This is a genomic window from Paenibacillus bouchesdurhonensis (assembly GCF_900155685.1).
Taxonomy (GTDB): Bacteria; Bacillota; Bacilli; order Paenibacillales; family Paenibacillaceae; genus Fontibacillus; species Fontibacillus bouchesdurhonensis.
In genome coordinates, this window is record NZ_LT732548.1 from 91480 (window position 1) to 110798 (window position 19319).

Sequence of the window (19319 nt, forward strand, 5' to 3'; positions counted from 1 at the left end):
GATTATTTAATAGTTGAAAAGATTAGCATAGCAGGCCATTTGAATTCGGAGAAGCGCTAGCGTTCGTCTTTGTCGTCGGATTATAGCCGCTTAGGAATTCATCAGATCCTGATAATCTGACGACAACAGCGATCGTAGGATCAACCGGAATGCGTGGCGGCTAACATTTTCACCAGAAGTTCTTTTCACACGCCAACCCTGTTACCGCACAGCTTCCCCGAAAAGCAGAATGAGCATTTTTATTTTATAAATCACGAGGTGAATTAACCATGTTGAGCGATACAATCGCTGCCATATCAACGGCAGTGGGTGAAAGTGGGATTGCGGTCATTCGTGTCAGTGGACCGGAGGCGATTGCTGAAGTAGGAGCATTGTTTCGCTCCAAGAAGCCGTTGACAGATGTGGAGAGCCATACTGTTCATTATGGCTTCATTATACATCCAAAGACGCAGGAAAAGCTGGAAGAGGTGCTGGTGTCGGTGTTCCGCGCGCCGCGTTCGTTTACGACGGAGGATGTTGTGGAAATCAGCACGCACGGTGGGATCATTTCCGTCAAGCGGGTGATGGATCTTCTTCTGCTGCAGCCGAATATTCGCCTGGCAGAGCCGGGCGAGTTCACGAAGCGGGCCTTCTTGAATGGGCGAATCGATTTGTCGCAGGCGGAAGCGGTCATTGACTTGATCCGCTCCAAGTCAGATCGGGCATTCTCGGTTGCCCTGAAGCAGGTGGAGGGTGATTTATCTCGCAAAATCACTGCCCTGCGCCATACGCTGGTGGAGACGCTGGCACATATCGAGGTTAATATCGATTATCCCGAGCATGACGTCGAGTCGATGACGACGCAGTTCATCAAGACGAAATGCACGGAAGTGACCGAGGGGATTGATCAGCTCCTTAAGACGGCAAATCAGGGCAAAATATTGCGTGAAGGCATTACGACGGCGATTGTTGGGCGACCAAATGTCGGTAAATCTTCGCTCTTGAATGCTTTGGCTAGAGAGAATAAGGCGATTGTTACCGATATTCCCGGAACTACCCGGGACGTGATTGAAGAATACGTGACGATCAACAATATTCCACTCAAGCTGCTGGATACAGCGGGAATTCGCGAAACGATTGATGTCGTGGAGCAAATCGGAGTAGAGCGCTCCAAGGCTGCGGTGAATGAAGCAGATTTGATATTGCTAGTGCTCAATAACGCTGAGCTGCTTCATGAAGACGAGATTCATTTGATGGAGCAGCTGAGAGGGAGGCAGACGATTGTACTGCTGAATAAGATTGATTTGCCCCAACAGTTGAACAGGGAGGTTGTCAGCCGTTATTTCCCGGAGGAAGCCATTGTAGAGCTGTCCGTGAAGACGGAGGAAGGTCTTGATTATTTGGAAGAAGCGATCTCCAAGCTATTTTTCGGGGGACAGCTGGAGTCCGGGGATCTTACTTACGTCAGCAACGTACGTCATATTGCCCTGCTGAATAAGGCGAAGCAATCGCTCGCAGATGCTTATGAGGCTGCGGATATCGGCATTCCGATCGATATTCTGCAAATTGATGTACGGTTAGCGTGGGAACAACTGGGCGAAGTGATCGGCGATGCTGCGCCAGATGCTTTGATTGATCAGATTTTCTCCCAATTTTGTTTAGGAAAATAGTTTCTCGCACGTATGACCTGCGTTCATTCATGGTATGATGAAAAAGAACGTTTTTGAATAATTTAATTTTAAATTAAATGTTGGTGTCTACTATATAACCATTGAAATTAAAGGGGGTTTTAGGATGGGATTTGAAGCAGCAGAATACGATATCATCGTCGTCGGTGCTGGACATGCAGGCAGTGAATCGGCATTGGCTGCAGCACGTATGGGCTGTAAAACACTGCTGGTGACGATTAATCTGGATATGGTCGCTTTCATGCCGTGTAACCCCTCCATCGGAGGGCCGGCTAAAGGCCATGTAGTAAGAGAAGTGGATGCCATTGGCGGTGAAATGGGCCGTAATATCGACAGAACATTCATTCAAATGCGGATGCTGAATACAGGCAAAGGACCTGCGGTTCACGCGCTTCGTGCCCAAGCGGATAAGGTGTTGTATCAGCATACGATGAAAGAGACGCTGGAGAGGCAGGATAACTTAACGCTGCGCCAAGGCATGGTTGAGGATTTGATCGTGGAGGATGGCAAATGCGTGGGCGTTATTACCCAGACGGGGGCCGAATATCGTAGTAAGGCGGTTGTGTTGACGACAGGCACCTATTTGCGCGGAAAAATTATTATGGGTGAGCTGGCGTATGAGAGTGGGCCAAACAATCAGCAGCCTGCCGTTAACTTATCTCATAGTTTGAAAAAACTTGGCTTCGAGCTCGTTCGCTTCAAGACAGGTACACCGCCTCGCGTTCATCGGGATTCCATCGATTTTTCGCAGACGGAAATTCAACCAGGGGATGAGAACCCTAAATTTTTCTCATATGAGACAAAAAGCTCGGATAATGAACAGATGCCGTGCTGGCTGACTTATACTTCGGCGGAGACGCATGAAATCATCAATGCGAATTTGCATCGTGCACCGATGTTCTCCGGTATTATTGAAGGGACAGGTGCTAGATATTGTCCTTCTATCGAGGACAAAATCGTTCGATTTAGCGATAAGCCGCAGCATCAGGTCTTTCTGGAGCCAGAAGGAAAGAATACAGCAGAGTATTATGTTCAAGGACTATCGACGAGTATGCCAGAAGAGGTTCAGGAGCAAATCGTTCGTTCGGTACCTGGTCTGCAAAATGCCAAAATTATGCGTAACGGCTATGCGATCGAATATGATGTCATCGTACCGACACAGCTGTGGCCGACGATGGAGACGAAGCAGCTCCCTGGCTTGTTTACTGCGGGACAAATTAATGGGACATCCGGATACGAAGAAGCATCGGCTCAAGGAGTTATGGCAGGAATTAACGCTGCTCGCAAGGTTCAAGGCAAAGAAGCTATCGTTCTGGATCGTTCCCAAGGGTATATCGGGGTATTGATCGACGACTTGGTAACGAAAGGAACAAATGAGCCTTACCGTTTGCTGACATCGCGTGCAGAATATCGTCTATTGCTTCGACATGATAATGCTGATCTAAGACTGACTCAAATCGGTTATGATATCGGTTTAATTTCACCAGAGCGTTATACGCAATTCCTGGATAAGAAGGAGAAGGTGGAGCAGGAGGTGGAGCGGCTTCGCACCACCAAGGTTCGTCCGGTGGACATCAATCCTTTGTTGGAGTCGATCGGATCTGCTCCGATTCAGGACGGCAGCAATTTGATGGCGATATTGCGGCGTCCAGAGGTCACTTATGCGCATATCCATCAATTTTCACCGTCTGAGGTTGTTTTAGATGAAGAAATGATGGAGCAGGTTGAAATTCAAGTGAAGTATGCTGGATATATCGAGAAGCAGCTGCTTCATGTTGAAAAATTGAAAAAAATGGAAAGAAAGAAACTCCCTGAAAATATCAAGTACGAGGATATCCAAGGTCTGGCTATCGAAGCACGTCAGAAGTTAGCGAAGATCCGGCCGCTCTCCGTCGGGCAAGCTTCACGGATTTCAGGGGTATCACCAGCTGATATTTCCATTCTACTTGTTTATTTGGAACATTATAATCGGGTTACCGCTGCAGGAGGATAAGTGATTGGATCAAATACAATCTCAATTTCAATTATTGCTTCGCGATCAAGGAATCGAAGTCGATGCGGAGCAACTAACCCAATTTGAAACATATTTCAAAGAATTGGTTACTTGGAATGAAAAGATGAATCTAACGGGGATTACTGAGCGCGACCAAGTTTATGTGAAGCATTTTTATGATTCACTCTCCTTGTCTTTTTATGTGAACATGAAAAATGTTCATTCTTTGGCTGATATCGGTTCTGGAGCTGGATTTCCAGGCATTCCCCTAAAAATTTGCTTTCCACACATCAAGCTTACGATTGTAGATTCACTGAACAAGCGGATTCAATTTTTGCAAAATATTGTAGATAAGCTGTCGCTAGAGAATGTTGAGCTTATTCATGGCCGAGCAGAGGATGTTGCTCGCAAGCCACAATATCGCGACCAGTTTGATTTAGTAACGGCTAGGGCAGTAGCACGGATGGCTGTATTAAATGAATTCTGCCTTCCTTTCGTTAAAGTAGGCGGCACTTTTGCGGCGATGAAGGGGAGTGATCCACGTGAAGAGGTGGAGGAGGCAACACGCAGTATGAAGGTGCTTAATGGCAAGCTATTGAATAGTCATCACTTCACCTTACCTATGGATAGCTCTGATCGCCATATCATTCTTGTAAAGAAAATCGCGGCGACCCCAAAGGCCTATCCTCGAAAAGCCGGAACGCCCTTAAAAACACCCATTATTTAATTGCACAGTTAATTTTAACGATAAATTATGATCCTTCCAGCAAAATGTTCCACGTGAAACATCATAGCTGGGGGATCTCTTCTTCATGTCAGGAAATCAGGAAAAATAGCTGAATAAGAGAATAGGATTATAGTTAAAAAAGTGGTAGAATAGATATATCGATCATCATTTGTCCGATGTTAGTTGATTTCTACGAAAATACTTCAATCTATCATTTCACAATGTTTGTCGTAGAGCATTGTTCGTAGAAACTCATTGATGAAATACTACCAGTTATGAGAGCATTCACCTTGCGCGTATACATAGGTGATCGATTTTCTCGTCGGGACTATTTCAAGATTATAGAACCTAAAGTCTTCATTTTTGCTTGAAATTCTATAGTCGTCAGAAATCTACTGCTAATAGCGGTCTGTCTACTAAGAAATTACGTCGTTAGACGGTTTTCTCTAGATATATGAAAGTATGCAATTTGAAGCTTCCACTTTCTTATATCGCCGGAAAAACTGCCGCCAAACGTGGTCTGTCTTTCTTTGAAAGTATGTTGATAGACGTTTTTCTTACCGTTTACTGTGCAGCTTTCCCTTTACTTTAATTAACAAGGAAATGCAGCCCATAAGGTCAATGCCTTATGACACTATGAAATTAGGTGGTAATTTACGGAATGAAAGAACAATTTTCGAAATTGTTTGGTTTTACCGAACGAAACAGCGGAGATGAAGTGAAACAAATTCCGGTTGGTGAGATTGTAAGCAGTCCATACCAACCAAGAACTATTTTTGACGACGATAAAATCGAAGAGCTATGCCAGACGATTAAGACGCATGGTATCATTCAGCCGATCGTAGTCCGTCAACGAAATGATAAATATGAGCTTATTGCTGGAGAAAGACGTTGGCGAGCAGTGGTGAAGCTAGGTTATGAGACGATTCCTGCAATTTTACGGGACTTTAATGATTCTCAAGCCGCTTCGATCGCTTTGATTGAGAATCTGCAGCGAGAAGGACTCACTTCGATTGAGGAAGCTCTTGCTTATCAAAACCTGATTGATTTGCATCAGCTAACCCAGGAGAGCTTGGCTCAGCGTCTAGGGAAGAGTCAGTCAACGATAGCTAACAAAATTCGGTTGCTTCAGCTTCCTGAGCAAGTGAAAACATCGCTTATGGAACGTAAAATTACGGAGCGGCATGCACGGGCTTTATTATCATTAGATACCGAGGAACTCCAATTAAAGGTATTGGATGAGATCATCAGCAAAGAATTGAATGTGAAGCAGACCGAAGCTAGGGTAGCTTTTTATAAAGAAGTCGCTAAGAATAAGAAGGCACCTAGACGGATTTCGTTCTCGAAGGATGTTCGCTTGGCCTTAAATACCATTCGTCAATCGATCGATATGGTATCTGGCTCTGGAATGCAAATCAAGACTTCAGAAAAGGATCATGAAGATCACTATGAAATCGTGATTCAAATTCCTAAAAGATAATGTGTGATTCTCGCTGACCATAACCGCGAGGTTGAAGGTCAGCTTCTTTTTCGGCAAAATGGCTTGAGTCATCCGGGTTCATTTCCATCTAACCGAACATGCAGCTAGCGGGAATGATCTTAATTAATGAAGTATTACATGATAGGATGACTTTGTTGTCTTTTTGTAGCTTCAGCTTAGTGGATACTGCCTAGATTCATACTACAAGAAGATTTTTAACGGATACTGAGGTGAAATAGATTGTCTAAAATCATTGCCATTGCTAATCAAAAGGGAGGAGTCGGTAAAACGACGACCTCCGTTAACCTCGGGGCAGGACTTGCTGCGATCGGTAAAAAAGTTCTGCTCATTGATATTGACCCGCAGGGAAATACGACAAGTGGAGTCGGTATCAACAAGGCCGATGTTGCCAATTGTATTTATGATGTGCTTATTAATGAAGTCAATCCAAAGGAAGCGATTGCTTCAACGCAGGTGGACGGGCTGGATATCATTCCTGCTACCATTCAACTGGCAGGTGCGGAAATTGAACTTGTACCAACGATCTCACGTGAAGTCCGCCTTAAGAAGTCGATTCAACAAGTCAAACATATGTACGATTATGTACTTATAGATTGCCCGCCATCACTTGGTATTCTAACCATAAACTCTTTGACGGCGGCTGATTCAGTATTGATTCCTATTCAGTGCGAATATTATGCGCTTGAGGGATTGAGTCAACTTCTGAATACGGTGCGTCTTGTTCAGAAGCATCTAAATACATCCCTTCAAATCGAAGGTGTTCTGTTAACGATGTTTGACGCTAGAACGAATTTGGGAATCCAGGTCATTGAAGAGGTTAAAAAATATTTTCAACAAAAGGTTTATAAAACCGTTATTCCACGTAATGTTCGCTTAAGTGAAGCACCATCGCATGGTCAATCGATTATAACGTACGATCCCCGGTCTAAGGGAGCGGAAGTATATTTAGAGTTGGCAAAGGAAGTGGTCTCTTATGAGTAAGCGATTGGGGAAGGGTCTGGATGCGCTGATACCATCACTCTCCATTCAAGATGATGATAAGGTGGTGGATATTCCACTGAATCAGCTTCGGGCCAACCCGTACCAACCACGTAAGACATTTGATGAAGATGCTATTCGTGAATTGGCGGAGTCGATCCGCCAGCATGGAGTCATTCAACCTATCATCGTTAGAAGTGTTTTGAAGGGCTATGAAATAATAGCGGGGGAGCGGCGATTCCGTGCCTCTCAATATTGCGGCAATGATACGATTCCGGCTGTAGTTCGATCTTTTTCAGATCAGCAGGTAATGGAGATTGCTTTGATCGAGAACCTGCAGCGCGAAAATTTGAATGCGATGGAAATTGCGGTAGCCTATCAGGGCTTAATGGATCAATTCCAGCTTACACAAGAAGAGCTATCATTGAAGGTAGGCAAGTCGCGTTCTCATATAGCAAACTTCCTGCGTTTGTTATCGCTGCCGGAAGAAGTGAAGGAATATGTTTCACGTGGAACATTATCCATGGGACATGCCCGAGCTCTTGTCGGTTTGAAGGATACAACGACGATTAAGGAACTAGCTAAGCAATGTATCGATCATGAGTGGAGTGTACGAGAGCTTGAGGATGCAGTTCAACAGATAGATCGCAAGAAGAAGGATAAGCAGAAAGCAGTATCTCAGAGGCGAGATCCTTTTATAGAAGAAGTTGAAGGGAGCCTGCGCGAAAGGTTCAAAACAACTGTGAAGATTAAAGCAAGTAAAGATAAAGGTAAAATTGAAATTAATTATTATAGTCAACAAGATCTTCAAAGATTACTTGATCTACTCTCTTGAGAAAAATTTAGGATCTGTGTAGTTTAGCGGGTATAAAGATTGCTATAATTACTAGAAATGCTGCTGCAAAACGCAGTCTGGTTCATTTCAAAGTACATTGAAAGACAGCTTTTATCTAATGTTATTGCGGATGACATATTCGTCTTGTCTGAGGGATGTTCAGTCTCTGCAGCGGAGGGGTATGTCATTTTTTGATCTTAAAAACTAGAGGGTTGAGTGAAGTAATCGCCGATATGACATTAGCAAAATGGCTGTAAATTGATAGTTTAAGTAGAGTTAAAAAAAGTTAGACAAAGGCTGCTAAGTTAAGGAGGGGAGTTCTCTGGAAAAGCAATCTGTCATTTATTTTGATCATGCTGCTACGTCATGGCCTAAACCGCCGGCGGTAGGGGAGGCCATGATGAAGATTCTTAATGGTCAGGCTGCTAGCGCCGGGCGAGGGAATCATAATATGGCCCTTCAAGCGGGAAGGGTAATGTATAATGCTAGACGATCGCTAGCGACATTGTTTCACATATCCAATCCAAATGACATTGTTTTCACCTCCAATACAACCGCTGCGTTGAACCTGGCCATCAAGGGTTGGCTAAAGCCTGGGGATCATGTGATTGCTACAATGGTCGAGCATAATTCGGTGAGGAGACCGTTAGAATATTTAAAGAGAGTTATTGGAATTGAAGTCGATTATGTGAGCGTAAATGATTCGGGGCAATTGGATATGGAGATTGTCAGAACCTCATTTCGTCCAGAAACGACGTTGGTTATTTGTTCCCATAGCTCGAACTTGTTGGGGAGTATTATGCCTCTTTATGAACTAGGGCGTCTAGCCCGTGAGCACGGAGCAATCTTTCTGGTGGATGCGGCTCAGACCGCTGGGACGTATCCTATTCACGTTGCAGAGATGGGAATTGACTTGCTTGCCTTTCCAGGGCATAAGGGCTTGCTTGGTCCACAGGGCACAGGAGGTTTGTATATTTCTCCTCAGGTAGAGCTAGAGCCGCTGCTGCATGGAGGGACAGGGAGTCAATCCGAAGAGCTAGAGCAGCCTACAGTCCGGCCAGATCGTTATGAGGCGGGTACAGCGAATACGGTTGGCATTGCCGGCTTGGCAGCTGGCGTGAATGTTGTTCTCGAATATGGGGCAGAACAAATTTATGAACGGCAGTGGCAGCTTGTCCAATTTATGATGGAGGAGTTAGCCGGGATGCCGGGAATATCCTTGCTTGGCCCGAAGCTGGGTGAACCAAGAACAGGGCTTCTGTCTTACAATGTAGCAGGCAGAGACGCTGCGGAAGTTGCTTTTCTGTTAGATAGAGAATATGGTATCGCTGTCCGCGCCGGGTATCATTGCACACCACTTGGACATATGGCCGCAGGAACATCAGAGGGCGGCGCTGTTAGAGCTAGCGTAGGGTTTGATACGACGGAGAAAGAGGTTGAGTCATTCGTACTAGCCATGCGGAAAATTTCGGATCAATGACATAAACATAGGGGAGAGGAAGCATGCAAGAATGGAATGAGCTCATTCTGGAGCAGTTAGTATGGGTTGTAATTGGATTAGTGATCGTCGTGGTTTGGCTGCTCATCTGGAATTTGCTTCAAGGCAGTAAGCTCCGGAAGATCCGTCGTAAATATGAGTTGATGATGCAGGGTGCGGGGGTAGAAGACCTAGAGGGATTGCTCATCGATTTGAAGTTGCAGCAAGGCAATTTGGAGGATGCACAGGAGCAGCAGCAGAAAATCCTCGAACAGCTTCAAATGCTGGTGCCGAAGCAGAAAGCAAAAATCGGCATGAAGCGCTATAACGCTTTTGCCGAGCGTGGAAATGATCTAAGCTTTTCCATCGCGTTTATAAATGACGAGAAGGATGGAGTCGTCATGACTAGTATATATAACCGGGATGGCTCTCATGTATATGCCAAACCGTTAACCAAAGGGGAATCCCCGCATGCGCTTTCTCCAGAGGAAGTCGAGGTTATTGCTCTTGCCGCGCAAGGGGGATAAATCCTTTATGCCATTCTTTAATGGCTGAATAAAGACTACTGGCAATAATATCAGATAACCGCATGACTAGACTAAGTCGAGTGTTCTGCAACACAAAATATTCCATGAAGCCGCCGACATTGACGATGCCTGTAAGATGGATATCGCCAACCGGCGGTAATTCTTTATTAACGCCTGCTCCAGGACGCAGAGGGCCTTGGACGACTTGGATCGATCCAACGCTTGTGGTTTGACCGAGGCAGGCATCAATTCCAATGATATAAGGATCTACAAATGTGGTATTTATTTGTTGGAGAGTATCTTTCAAATTCATTGCATGCACAGGCTCTTCTAATGTACCGTACAAATGAAAGTATGGGCATTTATATTTGGACAAGGAAGTGCCGACTAGAGGGCCGAGGCAATCACCGGTTGAACGATCCGTGCCAATACAGACGACGACGATTTCCTGTCCGGGTGCGATTTGTGCAAGGTGAAGCAGCAATCGATGGATGATGGCGGAATGAATGCCCGGCTCTGTATGGGGTATTTTTAAATAAGGAATCTCTTGTCCTGTGTGCGAAGGATTTAGCTGAGACATCGAAATCTCCCTTTCCGCTTAGAATTATCCGTTATAGCTGCCGGAGCACCGGAATATATGCTATTAGGAATAATAGATAGTATATGGAAAAAAGAACATTTCTATACTCCGACTAAAGTATCGCTTATAATAGGGGGCTAAAGCAGTGCATACGTGGTTAGTCATGGCGTTTGATTCAACGCAGCAAGCATTAAGAGCCGAGATGCTGCTAGAATATGCAGAAATCGAAATCGACCTGTTTCCGACACCGAAAGAAATCACGGCTGGTTGCGCTCTATCGATTCGATTTCCAGAGGAAGCGCTTCTTACTGTAAAGGAGATCATCGTTCAAGAGCAAGTGGATATACGGGGAATCTACACCCCATTAAAATCAGGTTATGACAACATCGAATTGTAGGAGGATGTAGATGGCACTACTAACTACTATGACAGAAATTGATTCTGAGAAAGTAGACACTGCCAAAGAAGCGCTTGAGGCGGCTGTAACCTGGAAGGATAAGCTGTGGGAATGGTTGACCAATGTAGATATGTGGGAAATGGTCATGTTTTCAGCCTTGCGGATCATTGTTATATTTATATTGACGCGAATATTTATTAGAGTCATTTATCGGATCATCGATCGCTCTTTAGAGAAAAAGGAGCACAGTCGATTGAAGGTGAACCCTCGCAGGTTAGTTACTGTAGGTGAGCTGCTTAAAAATATTACTTGGATTACAAGCAACTTCATTATGGTCATGCTCGTACTTGGCGAAATCGGTTTTCAGCTTGCGCCGCTGCTTGCCGGAGCTGGGGTGCTCGGCTTAGCCATTGGTTTTGGGGCTCAGAGCCTGGTGAAGGACGTGATCACAGGCTTCTTCATCATACTGGAGGATCAATTTGCGGTAGGCGATGTGATTCAAACTGGCAGCCTCAAGGGGACGGTAGAAATGATTGGGCTTCGTTCCACACGGCTTGTAAGTTGGACTGGCGAAGTGCATATTATCCCGAATGGCATGATTACCAACGTGACGAATTATTCGTTAAACAACGCAATGGTTGTTGTGGATTTTCCATTCAGCAACACGAAGAAACTCGAAGATAGTATTAGCTTGCTGAAAAGGGCGATGCTAAAATTGAAGGAGAATGATCCTTATACCCCTGAAGCACCGCATGTGGTTGGCCTTCAGTCACTGTCAGCCAGCGAATTTGTCATCCGCATTGCAATAGAATGCATGCCGGCGAGGAGAGAAGAAATGGAGCGGCAAATTCAGACCTATGTTAAGCAGGCCCTTGAAGAGGCAGAAGGGTTAGCACTGACAGATGGGGAATAGACATATTTTATTTTAATATAAAGAATGGAATATTCATCTTAAATCGGCGGTAATTTAAAATAATTAAGGAAGAAGTAGGAGAGGAATGTAGATGGAGCGTAAATCGTTTGGGCTGGGCGATGTGGTCATGATGAAGAAAAATCATCCTTGCGGCAGCAATGAGATGGAAATTATTCGTATGGGGATGGATATCCGGATTAAGTGTGTTGGCTGTAAGCACAGTGTACTCGTCCCAAGAGCAAAATTTGAGAAAAATATGCGAAGAGTTATTCGTCCGGCCGCAACTGGAGAAGAGGGGATGACAACCCAAGATCCATCTTAATCGATAATTATTTGTTGGGTGATTGAGGCATAATTATTTAAATAAACACATAAAATAAGGAACCCATGTTCGCTTGAAAAATTGAGTGGTTTATGATATGCTCATTAGTGCTGTGGAAAGGTACCCAAGAGGTCCAAGGGGGCTGACTCGAAATCAGTTAGGCGTGTCAAAGCGTGCGTGGGTTCGAATCCCACCCTTTCCGCCATCTCTCGTATACCGCGTCATTATCACGTTTTCAGTACGTTATGTGTACGGAAACTGGACGCAGAGAGCGCTAGATGATCCGAACATACCTGAATGATTCCGAAGTCTTCTACGTTAATAACGCGTAGGAGGCTTTTTATTATGGATAAACGTACGGGAAAGAAGACGATAAATCAGCGGACGCCCATTGCGGATGTCGGCCTGCCGTCTTATACGCTTGATGAAGCGGTTGATTTCGTGGTTAAGGTAAAGCGCGCCAATAACTTAAAAGAGCGGACTATCGAAGGTTATGTTAAGAATATGCGCTATTTTATCGAATGGGCCGAGGATCGTCACGGAGAGGTAACGATTATGGACGTTACTGCGGACATGCTTCGCGACTATGTGATTTGGTGCGCGAACGATAAGGAATATTACGCTGGTCATCCTTTTAAGGCGGAATTTATGAAGGGAAAGCGCGGCCTGTCTCCGGCATCAGTAAACGTGCGTATTCGCGTTCTAAGGACGTTCTTTGCCGTGTTGTACGACGAGGAGGTAATAGACCGCAATCCAGCCGCTAACCTGTCTCTAATGCGCCAGGACGTCGATACAGTTACGCCGTTGACCGATGATGAGCTTTACCGCTTCTTAAAGGCACCGGATCGTCAACAGTGGGCACAGTGGAGAGACGCGATTATTATGACGTTAATTTTGGATACTGGCCTCCGCCTGAATGAAATTTGTGCGTTAGAAAAACCGGAAATTGATTTCGTGCGGAAACTTATCGTACTTCCAGCCGCGAAGAATAAAAACCGCAAGTCTCGCGTTTTGCCTCTCTCAACGGAGACAGCGCGCCTATTGAAGCAGCTAATTACGGAGTCGGCGCAGCACTTCGAAACTACATATGTATTTACGACCAACTACGGCGAGCAATTAAGCGAGAAGACGATTCAAAAGGCGTTTGATAAGTACGCGGAAAAGGCGAAGCTCGGCCGTAATGTGTCGCCGCATGTCCTACGTCACAACTTCGCAACGATGGCCGCGGAGAATGGAATGAGTATCTTTCACCTTCAAAAAATTATGGGTCATGCGGACATAGCGACGACTCGCAAGTACGTCCAGATTAGCGAGGAAAGCATAGCGGACGAGCACCGGAAGCATTCGCCTCTTGCGCGGATTATGAAACGGGAGGGCGGACGCTAATGGCAACAGAACGCAAAGGCGGCATTGCTACGCCATTTTCCCGGTCGCCTCGATCCGGAAGTTATCGATCTAGCCGCGGATCAATACGCTACGATAACGGTTGACTTACGCACTAATTTGCCGCGGATCAATGTTGACAATCCGGTAGGCTTATTTGTTGACGCATATAAGACAGCCTTAGCGCAATATAAAGCGCTCCGGTACAAGCGTAAAAGGGCGGCGAATTGATAAGTAAACAAAACTCGTAAATCAAAATGTGGACATCCTTTAATGTTGCCTTAACAAGATATAGCTTGGTATAATATAACTGCGAGGTAAGAGGCTCGGTGGTGAAACCCTGGACACATATCAAGTTATAACTTTAATTATAGCAGCAATGATGCTAATGCTATCATTAATGAAGTTTGTTCTCGATTTATTTAAGGCATTAGAAAAGAAAAAGTAGCCGGTCTCTTGGCGGAGAAACCGACTACTGCGCGTCTTGCACTCTACGTTTTTAAATCTAATACCCTTACCTTGCAAACCTGCCGATAGCGATAAATTCGTTATCGGTTTTGTCATATTAAGTGTACACATTGTGGTTCAAAATATCAACATGTTAATATCCTTCTTGATTATTTTTTTTTAAATTAAGGAGGTTTTTAAATGGATAAGCGAGTAGGAAAAAATTATAAGTTCACCCGTTCCAGCAAGGCCGCCAATAAACCGTTAGATGATCTATTTGACATATTCTACGCGGGGAAGGTCGCAGAAGGGCGCTCTCCGCGAACTCTCGAAATGTACAGCGAGGGCTTCCGTTATTTGACCGAATACATGGAGAATGTCGGAGTCGAGCGAACGTTTAACGCAGTCACTCCGGATTTGCTTCGGTCTTATATAGCTTGGATGTTGCATGGTAAAAGAAAGTGGGAGGGACATGCACATAAGTCGGAGGAGGATAAGACCGTAGGACTGTCGCCAGTTACAGTAAATACGAAGATTAAACCTCTAAAAACAATGTTTCGTTATCTAAATGAGGAAGGCCATATAGATCATGATCCGTGTGCGCGAATTAAGAAAATACACGAACCTGAGAAGAAGATACGCGTGCTCACGGTAGGGGAGCTACAGAAACTTCTCGCCGCTCCAGATCGCAAAACCTACGCTGGATTTAGGGATTATGTTGCAATGAATGTATTAATTGATTCATTTGCGCGGATTGGGGAGATATTGTCGATCAAAAAGGCTGATATCGACTTTAAACTCGGAATGATCTGGTTTGATGAAAAAATAGTAAAGACACGAAAGGGCCGAGCAGTCCCGGTAACAAAGAGAACCTTGCGCTTGCTGAAAGAACTCATCAAAGAGAATGAGGATTTTGATACCGAGTATGTCTTCGTCACCAATTACGGTGAACCAATCCGCGACGATAGGCTTCGAGATCGCCTAAAACAGCACGCTAAAGCCGCAGGATTGAACGTTCGGGTACATCCGCATCTATTCCGCCATACGTCGGCTACGATGTTCCTTGAAAAAGGCGGCGACCTACGACACCTCGCAAGTATTCTCGGACATACCGACCTCCGCATGGTCATGAAATATACGCATTTGTCTGATCGCGCAATTAAAGCGCAGCATGAGCTATACTCTCCGATCAACGACGTGGTCAAACCGCTGAATAGGGAGCGGAAGAGAAAACGAAATAGCAAGTGATGTTTTTGGCTGCGGCTGGGGCGGGCGAATCCGTAACGCTGCAGGTAACGGGAGTGATCGGTGCCGTGGGCGCGTGTGTTGCGTATATGTTGGCGGAGGGGTACGCGGATGGGAACAGCGGGGATAGTAGCGGCGTAAGTGACTAGGATACAATCGAATAGATCGTAAATAGGGCGCATAAATCGCGCTGAACGAAACGAAGGGCGCAGATTCTCGGGATAGGTTCCGTTGAGTCTGCGCCTTTTTTTAAAAAAATAGTATGTATTACTCTAAATAATCCATCCAGAAATCCCATCTGCACAGCTATTAAAAAGAGCTTGATAGCGAGAATTACTGTTTTGTTCATCGTATTCTTCAAGAACGGCCGAAACTTCGCGCATTAAACTTATTCATCCTACGATCCCTATAACCTCAATCTTTGCTGTGATAATATCTTTCCAATATGTCACGGCGGTCATATCTAATTTATATTCTGAATATATACCTCCTCTATGGTTCATATCAAAAATAGTCTCCTCTAACCCATCTAGTAGATTATATTCTTTAATTTCACTATAATCAGGGTCTCTCAGTTCAGATGCCTGATATTCCCTCATTGATGAAACGAGATCCTTGGCTAATTTTTGAACTACTTCTTTGCGATCGATCATTTATACGCCTCCTAAATATGGTATAAGTATGATTTCAATAGACAGGTATTTATCACCTTCTTTTTGCTCGGCTAAAATTAACGCGTGATTTAACCGCTTTAACCTCGTACCCTTCCGTTCCTACCTATCCGCGTCTAAGGCGGCTAATTCCCCGTAAATTTTCCGTCAAAAACGCACGAAAAAGACCTCACGAGGTCAGGTTCATGTTGAACCCGAGCCTTAGTCGGCGGTCGGTATGTAATTAATGTTCAGTATCTTCTACAAGCATAATAATCTGGCTGATATCAGTAGTTCCCAACGCTTCCGCTATTTTCGCGATGTGTTCGAAGTTGATGTTCTCCCGCTTACCGTTTACAAGCTCCGAAATTGCCGCGCGTCGTACTTTAGATTTTACCGACAATTCGTTAAAAGACATTCCCTTTTCTAGTAATAAGTCTCCTAGTGTGACCTTTACTTTTAATGGCATTATAAAAACCTCCAAATTGGGTATTGACTGTACGTATAGGCGTACGTTATAATCGAACCAAGTAATGTACGCATATGCGTACAATTGATAGTATACAGCCTATTTTCACAAAACGCCATAGTTTTGTGCTAGTTCTTTGCACCCATTTTTAGGATTAGGAGGAATGAGTATGAAACTAGCGCAACCATTAAACGCACGTCACCGCGAACTGACCCGCGAGGCGAAGGTCACACGGGATCGCCTTTCACGGATGTTATCCGACTTTGACCGAGCGATCTCGAACATTTATCACGAACTTGAACGGGTCGACTTATCGCCAGATTCCGGCTATTATGCCGCGCTACTCCTGCAGGACGTTCTCCGCAAGCGTCGCGTAGTAAAAGACGAACTGGCCGGAATCAATCACCTTGCGTTGGTTCTGGAAAGCGCGCAATCAGACCTTGACCAACACATTAAGCGCAATAAGAAGCGTTCCCGTCGCTGGCATCGCGAATTAAATATCCGGCTTGAAATCGAGGACATAGGCTTATGAGATTTCACGCAGGAAAGGTAATTGACGGAAAGCTTTACGTAAAAACGAGCGGCGGTAACTGGATTGAGCTGCGGCTACTCACATATTAAAAATCGAGGAGGAACTTAGTATGAGGAAAATTAAAATTAAAGGCTGCGACGCGTTTATCATTAGGGAGGATTTGGCTGTACTTATAGATATTGAAGCGGAATGTGCGGTTATTTATCGGTTGTGCGATGACCGCATTGACCCGGATGGACTTTGTCTTGAAAGCCCGATAAGCCTAAAGGCGCTCCAAAAAATCTATACCGCGGATGACGAGCTTGACGTACTAATCGCGGCATTGGAGGGATAGGCGGATGGACTTTGTAAAAGTAACGGAGATTATCGAAGACATGGTCGCAGTAGGCGAGGTAGGGAGGCTTACACGGGATGGGATTAGGCTGTCCGAGTCGGTCGCGGTTTCTATCGATCTAAGTGCGCCCGGTACGTACTTAATAGTTGAACGCGTGGTGGAAATTGACGGGGAGATACACTCCAGCAATGAACCGGGTCAACTATTATTTGACGCTGTTTTACCTAAACATATCTCCATCCAGGAACTCGCCGGTATGACCGCGCTCGAATTTTTGGCGGTATCGGTCGGAGTTAAGGAGGTCACGTCATGATTACGGAAGAACACCGCTACACATGCGTCCTTGATCGCGACGGCTGGCGGATCACACTTAACGTCTATACCCCGCGCCAAGTATCGAAGGACAAGCTCCGGGCGCTTGCCATTGAGGAGGCGATCCGTGACCTTGCGCTCGTAGGTATTGACGCGCAGCCAGACGAGTTTACACCGGTCGCGTACGAGAATACACCGACATTCCGATGATGCCGCGGCCGCGCCAACGGTCGATGAGCGGAGGAAATACGGACGGGGTTGCCAGATGCGCCAACATTTCGGCAGCCCCTCCGGCTTATTCAGTAGAAAGGGCGTGCCAAGTGGGCGCCTTTTTTTGCTACGATGTCCCCTTTTAGCCGAGAATTGCGGTAATACTCGTTAAGCTCGAAAAATATTTCTGACAAAATGTGTGCGAAACGATGGCGGAGTCCGTTGGAATATAGTGAGAGGAACGAAAATAAATTCCGTAAAAGTGTGCGGTCAGACTGCGGACGTCGTTTTTATGGTTAAGTAGCCGCGAAATTGTTTTCGGAACAATGTCCCACTTCACGTTGTTTATGTCCCTATATAAAGTAAACGAATTAGGAGGCGGCAGCATGACAAACGATGTCCCATATTTCGGGATTTCTATCCTTATTATATTATGAAGGCGAAATATAACGGGGCTCTGTCCCAATTTATGAAGGTTCTGTCCGTATGTGTTATGAGCAGGAAAATCTCGGAGGGATGTCCCAAATCGCGCTTGTTTTGTGCCTATTTATAGATGAGCACAATAATATTTTTGCGTAAAATGTGCGGATTGAAATGTGTCCGGCAATAATACGATAGCTGCCGGTATTAATTCCGCAAAAGTGTGCGAAACAGAGCCGAGCGGCAACAAGGTAAGTGAGGGCCAGATAATATATTCATTATTGTGCGAAGCGGGCTCCTAACTTTCTATATTACAGTAAGCACAAAATTAATTTGCTTAAAGTGTGCAAGTCACTGATCTGTGTCGGATGTATTAGAGAGAGTGTAAGGCGGAATTTCCGCTCACTATAAATTAACGATAAGGGAGACGATGAGATGGGCGAAGTAGTTTGTTTTAAAAAGGCTATTAGGAAGAGAGCGCATAAAAGTAATATTCTTGACAGGTTAGAAAGAGAAGAACCCGGCACGGCTACTGTCCCTGCTATTCAACTCGCGGTAAAGGGACTGGTCTCTCATGTCGTTGAGCTTAGCTGTTTTGTATCGGAAGTTGTCGAGCTAATAGAGGAAGCCCCGCCCCTAACGTACGCTCCGGAAATTAAAACAAAGTATAAGCGTATAGTCGCGTTGTTCAACGAAAGAGCAGAAATTGCGATTAATGACCGCACAACGTCGCTGCACTTTGATCTTAAATCAGGTGTGGAAGAGCTGCAGGAGCTTGTTCAATTGGTCGGTAGCTATATTTATGAACCGTCCGCGAGTCTTCGAGAAGAGCTCGTAAAATATATCGAAGCATTTACAGGGTACGAAGAGACAGCGTAAAGAGTCTATAGTTTGGCGGACGTTAGGAGCATTCAAATAATTTTATAAGGAGACGATGAACAATGGAAATGATGACACGCGAAGGTTACGTACAGGCAAAGAGCTTAGAATGGGCGTTGGTTGGTAGTTCGTTTAAGGACGCGCGGGAAAGCCTCGGACTATCGGCGGCATTTGTAGCGAGCGGGATCGGTATTAGCGAAAGTACGCTACGGAGATTTGAAAACGGAACTCCGGTAATGGCGGCCAGGGTGATCGAAAAAGCTTACGAAATGTTCCTGTATTTACACAAGGCCGAGCAAGCAGGTTTTAGTAAGCACGTTCATGCGCCAGAGCTTCACGGTGTGGGGGCTCGTTTAGTTGTGGATTGGGAGTTGGGAGACGAAACTGCAGTCACAGTGTCGCGAATAGGAGGGCCAGTACTAGCTAAATTTGATATCGGAGACTTTGACGCGAACTGTACTCTCGCTATTGATTTATGTGATAAGTTGGGGGAACCGTATTTTGTTACCTATTAAGTTGTG

Annotated in this window: 23 protein-coding genes and 1 tRNA gene; 21 read left to right on the forward strand and 3 right to left on the reverse strand. The window is 45.1% G+C overall.

Annotated features, from left to right (window positions below; genetic code table 11):
* Nucleotides 1–269 precede the first annotated feature (269 nt).
* The 8 genes from mnmE (at nt 270) to CZ379_RS04550 (ending at nt 9705) form a co-directional block, all read left to right on the forward strand.
* Nucleotides 270–1649 carry a tRNA uridine-5-carboxymethylaminomethyl(34) synthesis GTPase MnmE gene (mnmE, locus tag CZ379_RS04515; RefSeq protein ID WP_110930564.1) on the forward strand — a complete coding sequence of 460 codons (1380 nt, stop codon included), beginning with the start codon at nt 270–272 and terminating at the stop codon, nt 1647–1649.
* A gap of 124 nt (nt 1650–1773) precedes the next feature.
* On the forward strand, nt 1774–3660 hold the full coding sequence (mnmG, locus tag CZ379_RS04520) for a tRNA uridine-5-carboxymethylaminomethyl(34) synthesis enzyme MnmG (RefSeq protein WP_110930565.1): 1887 nt from the start codon (nt 1774–1776) through the stop codon (nt 3658–3660).
* A 4-nt stretch (nt 3661–3664) separates the two neighbouring features.
* A complete protein-coding gene (rsmG, locus tag CZ379_RS04525; protein ID WP_110930566.1) occupies nt 3665–4387 on the forward strand; it encodes a 16S rRNA (guanine(527)-N(7))-methyltransferase RsmG in 723 nt (240 codons plus the stop codon).
* Between the two features lie 661 nt (nt 4388–5048).
* A complete protein-coding gene (gene noc, locus CZ379_RS04530) occupies nt 5049–5867 on the forward strand; it encodes a nucleoid occlusion protein (RefSeq protein ID WP_110930567.1) in 819 nt (272 codons plus the stop codon).
* Nucleotides 5868–6107: 240 nt separating this feature from the next.
* Complete coding sequence (locus CZ379_RS04535) at nt 6108–6869, forward strand: ParA family protein (protein WP_110930568.1); 762 nt, start codon at nt 6108–6110, stop codon at nt 6867–6869.
* Nucleotides 6862–7701, forward strand: coding sequence for a ParB/RepB/Spo0J family partition protein (locus CZ379_RS04540; protein ID WP_110930569.1), 840 nt, complete (start codon nt 6862–6864; stop codon nt 7699–7701). Before CZ379_RS04535 ends, CZ379_RS04540 begins: the two co-directional genes overlap by 8 nt.
* A 322-nt stretch (nt 7702–8023) precedes the next feature.
* On the forward strand, nt 8024–9181 hold the full coding sequence (locus CZ379_RS04545) for an aminotransferase class V-fold PLP-dependent enzyme (protein ID WP_110930570.1): 1158 nt from the start codon (nt 8024–8026) through the stop codon (nt 9179–9181).
* A gap of 23 nt (nt 9182–9204) precedes the next feature.
* The gene (locus CZ379_RS04550) at nt 9205–9705 is read left to right on the forward strand and encodes a DUF4446 family protein (protein WP_110930571.1); all 501 of its coding nucleotides are present in this window, start codon (nt 9205–9207) and stop codon (nt 9703–9705) included.
* On the opposite strand, the gene yyaC is transcribed toward CZ379_RS04550, so the two are convergent.
* Complete coding sequence (gene yyaC, locus CZ379_RS04555; protein WP_110930572.1) at nt 9677–10285, reverse strand: spore protease YyaC; 609 nt, start codon at nt 10283–10285, stop codon at nt 9677–9679. The two genes, CZ379_RS04550 and yyaC, sit on opposite strands and share 29 nt — an antisense overlap.
* A 163-nt stretch (nt 10286–10448) precedes the next feature.
* On the opposite strand from yyaC, the gene CZ379_RS04560 reads away from it, so the two are divergent.
* The 7 genes from CZ379_RS04560 (at nt 10449) to CZ379_RS25935 (ending at nt 15141) form a co-directional block, all read left to right on the forward strand.
* Nucleotides 10449–10682: a putative Se/S carrier protein gene (locus CZ379_RS04560; RefSeq protein ID WP_110934240.1), complete on the forward strand. Its 234-nt coding sequence runs from the start codon at nt 10449–10451 to the stop codon at nt 10680–10682.
* Between the two features lie 10 nt (nt 10683–10692).
* Nucleotides 10693–11595, forward strand: coding sequence for a mechanosensitive ion channel family protein (locus CZ379_RS04565; RefSeq protein ID WP_110930573.1), 903 nt, complete (start codon nt 10693–10695; stop codon nt 11593–11595).
* Nucleotides 11596–11686: 91 nt separating this feature from the next.
* Nucleotides 11687–11917, forward strand: coding sequence for a DUF951 domain-containing protein (locus CZ379_RS04570; RefSeq protein ID WP_110930574.1), 231 nt, complete (start codon nt 11687–11689; stop codon nt 11915–11917).
* Between the two features lie 114 nt (nt 11918–12031).
* A tRNA-Ser gene (locus tag CZ379_RS04575) sits at nt 12032–12122 on the forward strand.
* A 140-nt stretch (nt 12123–12262) separates the two neighbouring features.
* Nucleotides 12263–13303 carry a tyrosine-type recombinase/integrase gene (locus CZ379_RS04580; protein ID WP_110930575.1) on the forward strand — a complete coding sequence of 347 codons (1041 nt, stop codon included), beginning with the start codon at nt 12263–12265 and terminating at the stop codon, nt 13301–13303.
* Nucleotides 13304–13948: 645 nt separating this feature from the next.
* Nucleotides 13949–14995: a tyrosine-type recombinase/integrase gene (locus CZ379_RS04590; RefSeq protein ID WP_110930577.1), complete on the forward strand. Its 1047-nt coding sequence runs from the start codon at nt 13949–13951 to the stop codon at nt 14993–14995.
* A complete protein-coding gene (locus CZ379_RS25935; RefSeq protein ID WP_199925468.1) occupies nt 14992–15141 on the forward strand; it encodes a hypothetical protein in 150 nt (49 codons plus the stop codon). Before CZ379_RS04590 ends, CZ379_RS25935 begins: the two co-directional genes overlap by 4 nt.
* Before the next feature lie 243 nt (nt 15142–15384).
* Here the strand turns inward: CZ379_RS25935 and CZ379_RS04600 are convergent, their stop codons facing one another.
* Together CZ379_RS04600 and CZ379_RS04605 are read right to left on the reverse strand one after the other, a co-directional pair.
* The gene (locus tag CZ379_RS04600; protein ID WP_110930579.1) at nt 15385–15645 is read right to left on the reverse strand and encodes a hypothetical protein; all 261 of its coding nucleotides are present in this window, start codon (nt 15643–15645) and stop codon (nt 15385–15387) included.
* A 241-nt stretch (nt 15646–15886) separates the two neighbouring features.
* Nucleotides 15887–16111, reverse strand: a complete 225-nt coding sequence (locus CZ379_RS04605) for a helix-turn-helix domain-containing protein (RefSeq protein WP_110930580.1) — start codon at nt 16109–16111, stop codon at nt 15887–15889.
* A gap of 169 nt (nt 16112–16280) precedes the next feature.
* Between CZ379_RS04605 and CZ379_RS04610 the strand changes: the two genes are divergently transcribed.
* The 6 genes from CZ379_RS04610 (at nt 16281) to CZ379_RS04635 (ending at nt 19313) form a co-directional block, all read left to right on the forward strand.
* Nucleotides 16281–16643, forward strand: coding sequence for a hypothetical protein (locus CZ379_RS04610; RefSeq protein WP_110930581.1), 363 nt, complete (start codon nt 16281–16283; stop codon nt 16641–16643).
* A gap of 109 nt (nt 16644–16752) precedes the next feature.
* The gene (locus tag CZ379_RS04615; protein ID WP_110930582.1) at nt 16753–16977 is read left to right on the forward strand and encodes a hypothetical protein; all 225 of its coding nucleotides are present in this window, start codon (nt 16753–16755) and stop codon (nt 16975–16977) included.
* 4 nt (nt 16978–16981) lie between these two features.
* Nucleotides 16982–17290 carry a hypothetical protein gene (locus CZ379_RS04620; protein WP_110930583.1) on the forward strand — a complete coding sequence of 103 codons (309 nt, stop codon included), beginning with the start codon at nt 16982–16984 and terminating at the stop codon, nt 17288–17290.
* Nucleotides 17287–17499 carry a hypothetical protein gene (locus CZ379_RS04625; protein ID WP_110930584.1) on the forward strand — a complete coding sequence of 71 codons (213 nt, stop codon included), beginning with the start codon at nt 17287–17289 and terminating at the stop codon, nt 17497–17499. The genes CZ379_RS04620 and CZ379_RS04625 overlap by 4 nt, the downstream gene beginning before the upstream one ends.
* Nucleotides 17500–18354: 855 nt before the next feature.
* Nucleotides 18355–18798: a hypothetical protein gene (locus CZ379_RS04630; protein WP_110930585.1), complete on the forward strand. Its 444-nt coding sequence runs from the start codon at nt 18355–18357 to the stop codon at nt 18796–18798.
* A gap of 62 nt (nt 18799–18860) precedes the next feature.
* On the forward strand, nt 18861–19313 hold the full coding sequence (locus CZ379_RS04635) for a helix-turn-helix domain-containing protein (RefSeq protein ID WP_110930586.1): 453 nt from the start codon (nt 18861–18863) through the stop codon (nt 19311–19313).
* Nucleotides 19314–19319: the final 6 nt, after the last annotated feature.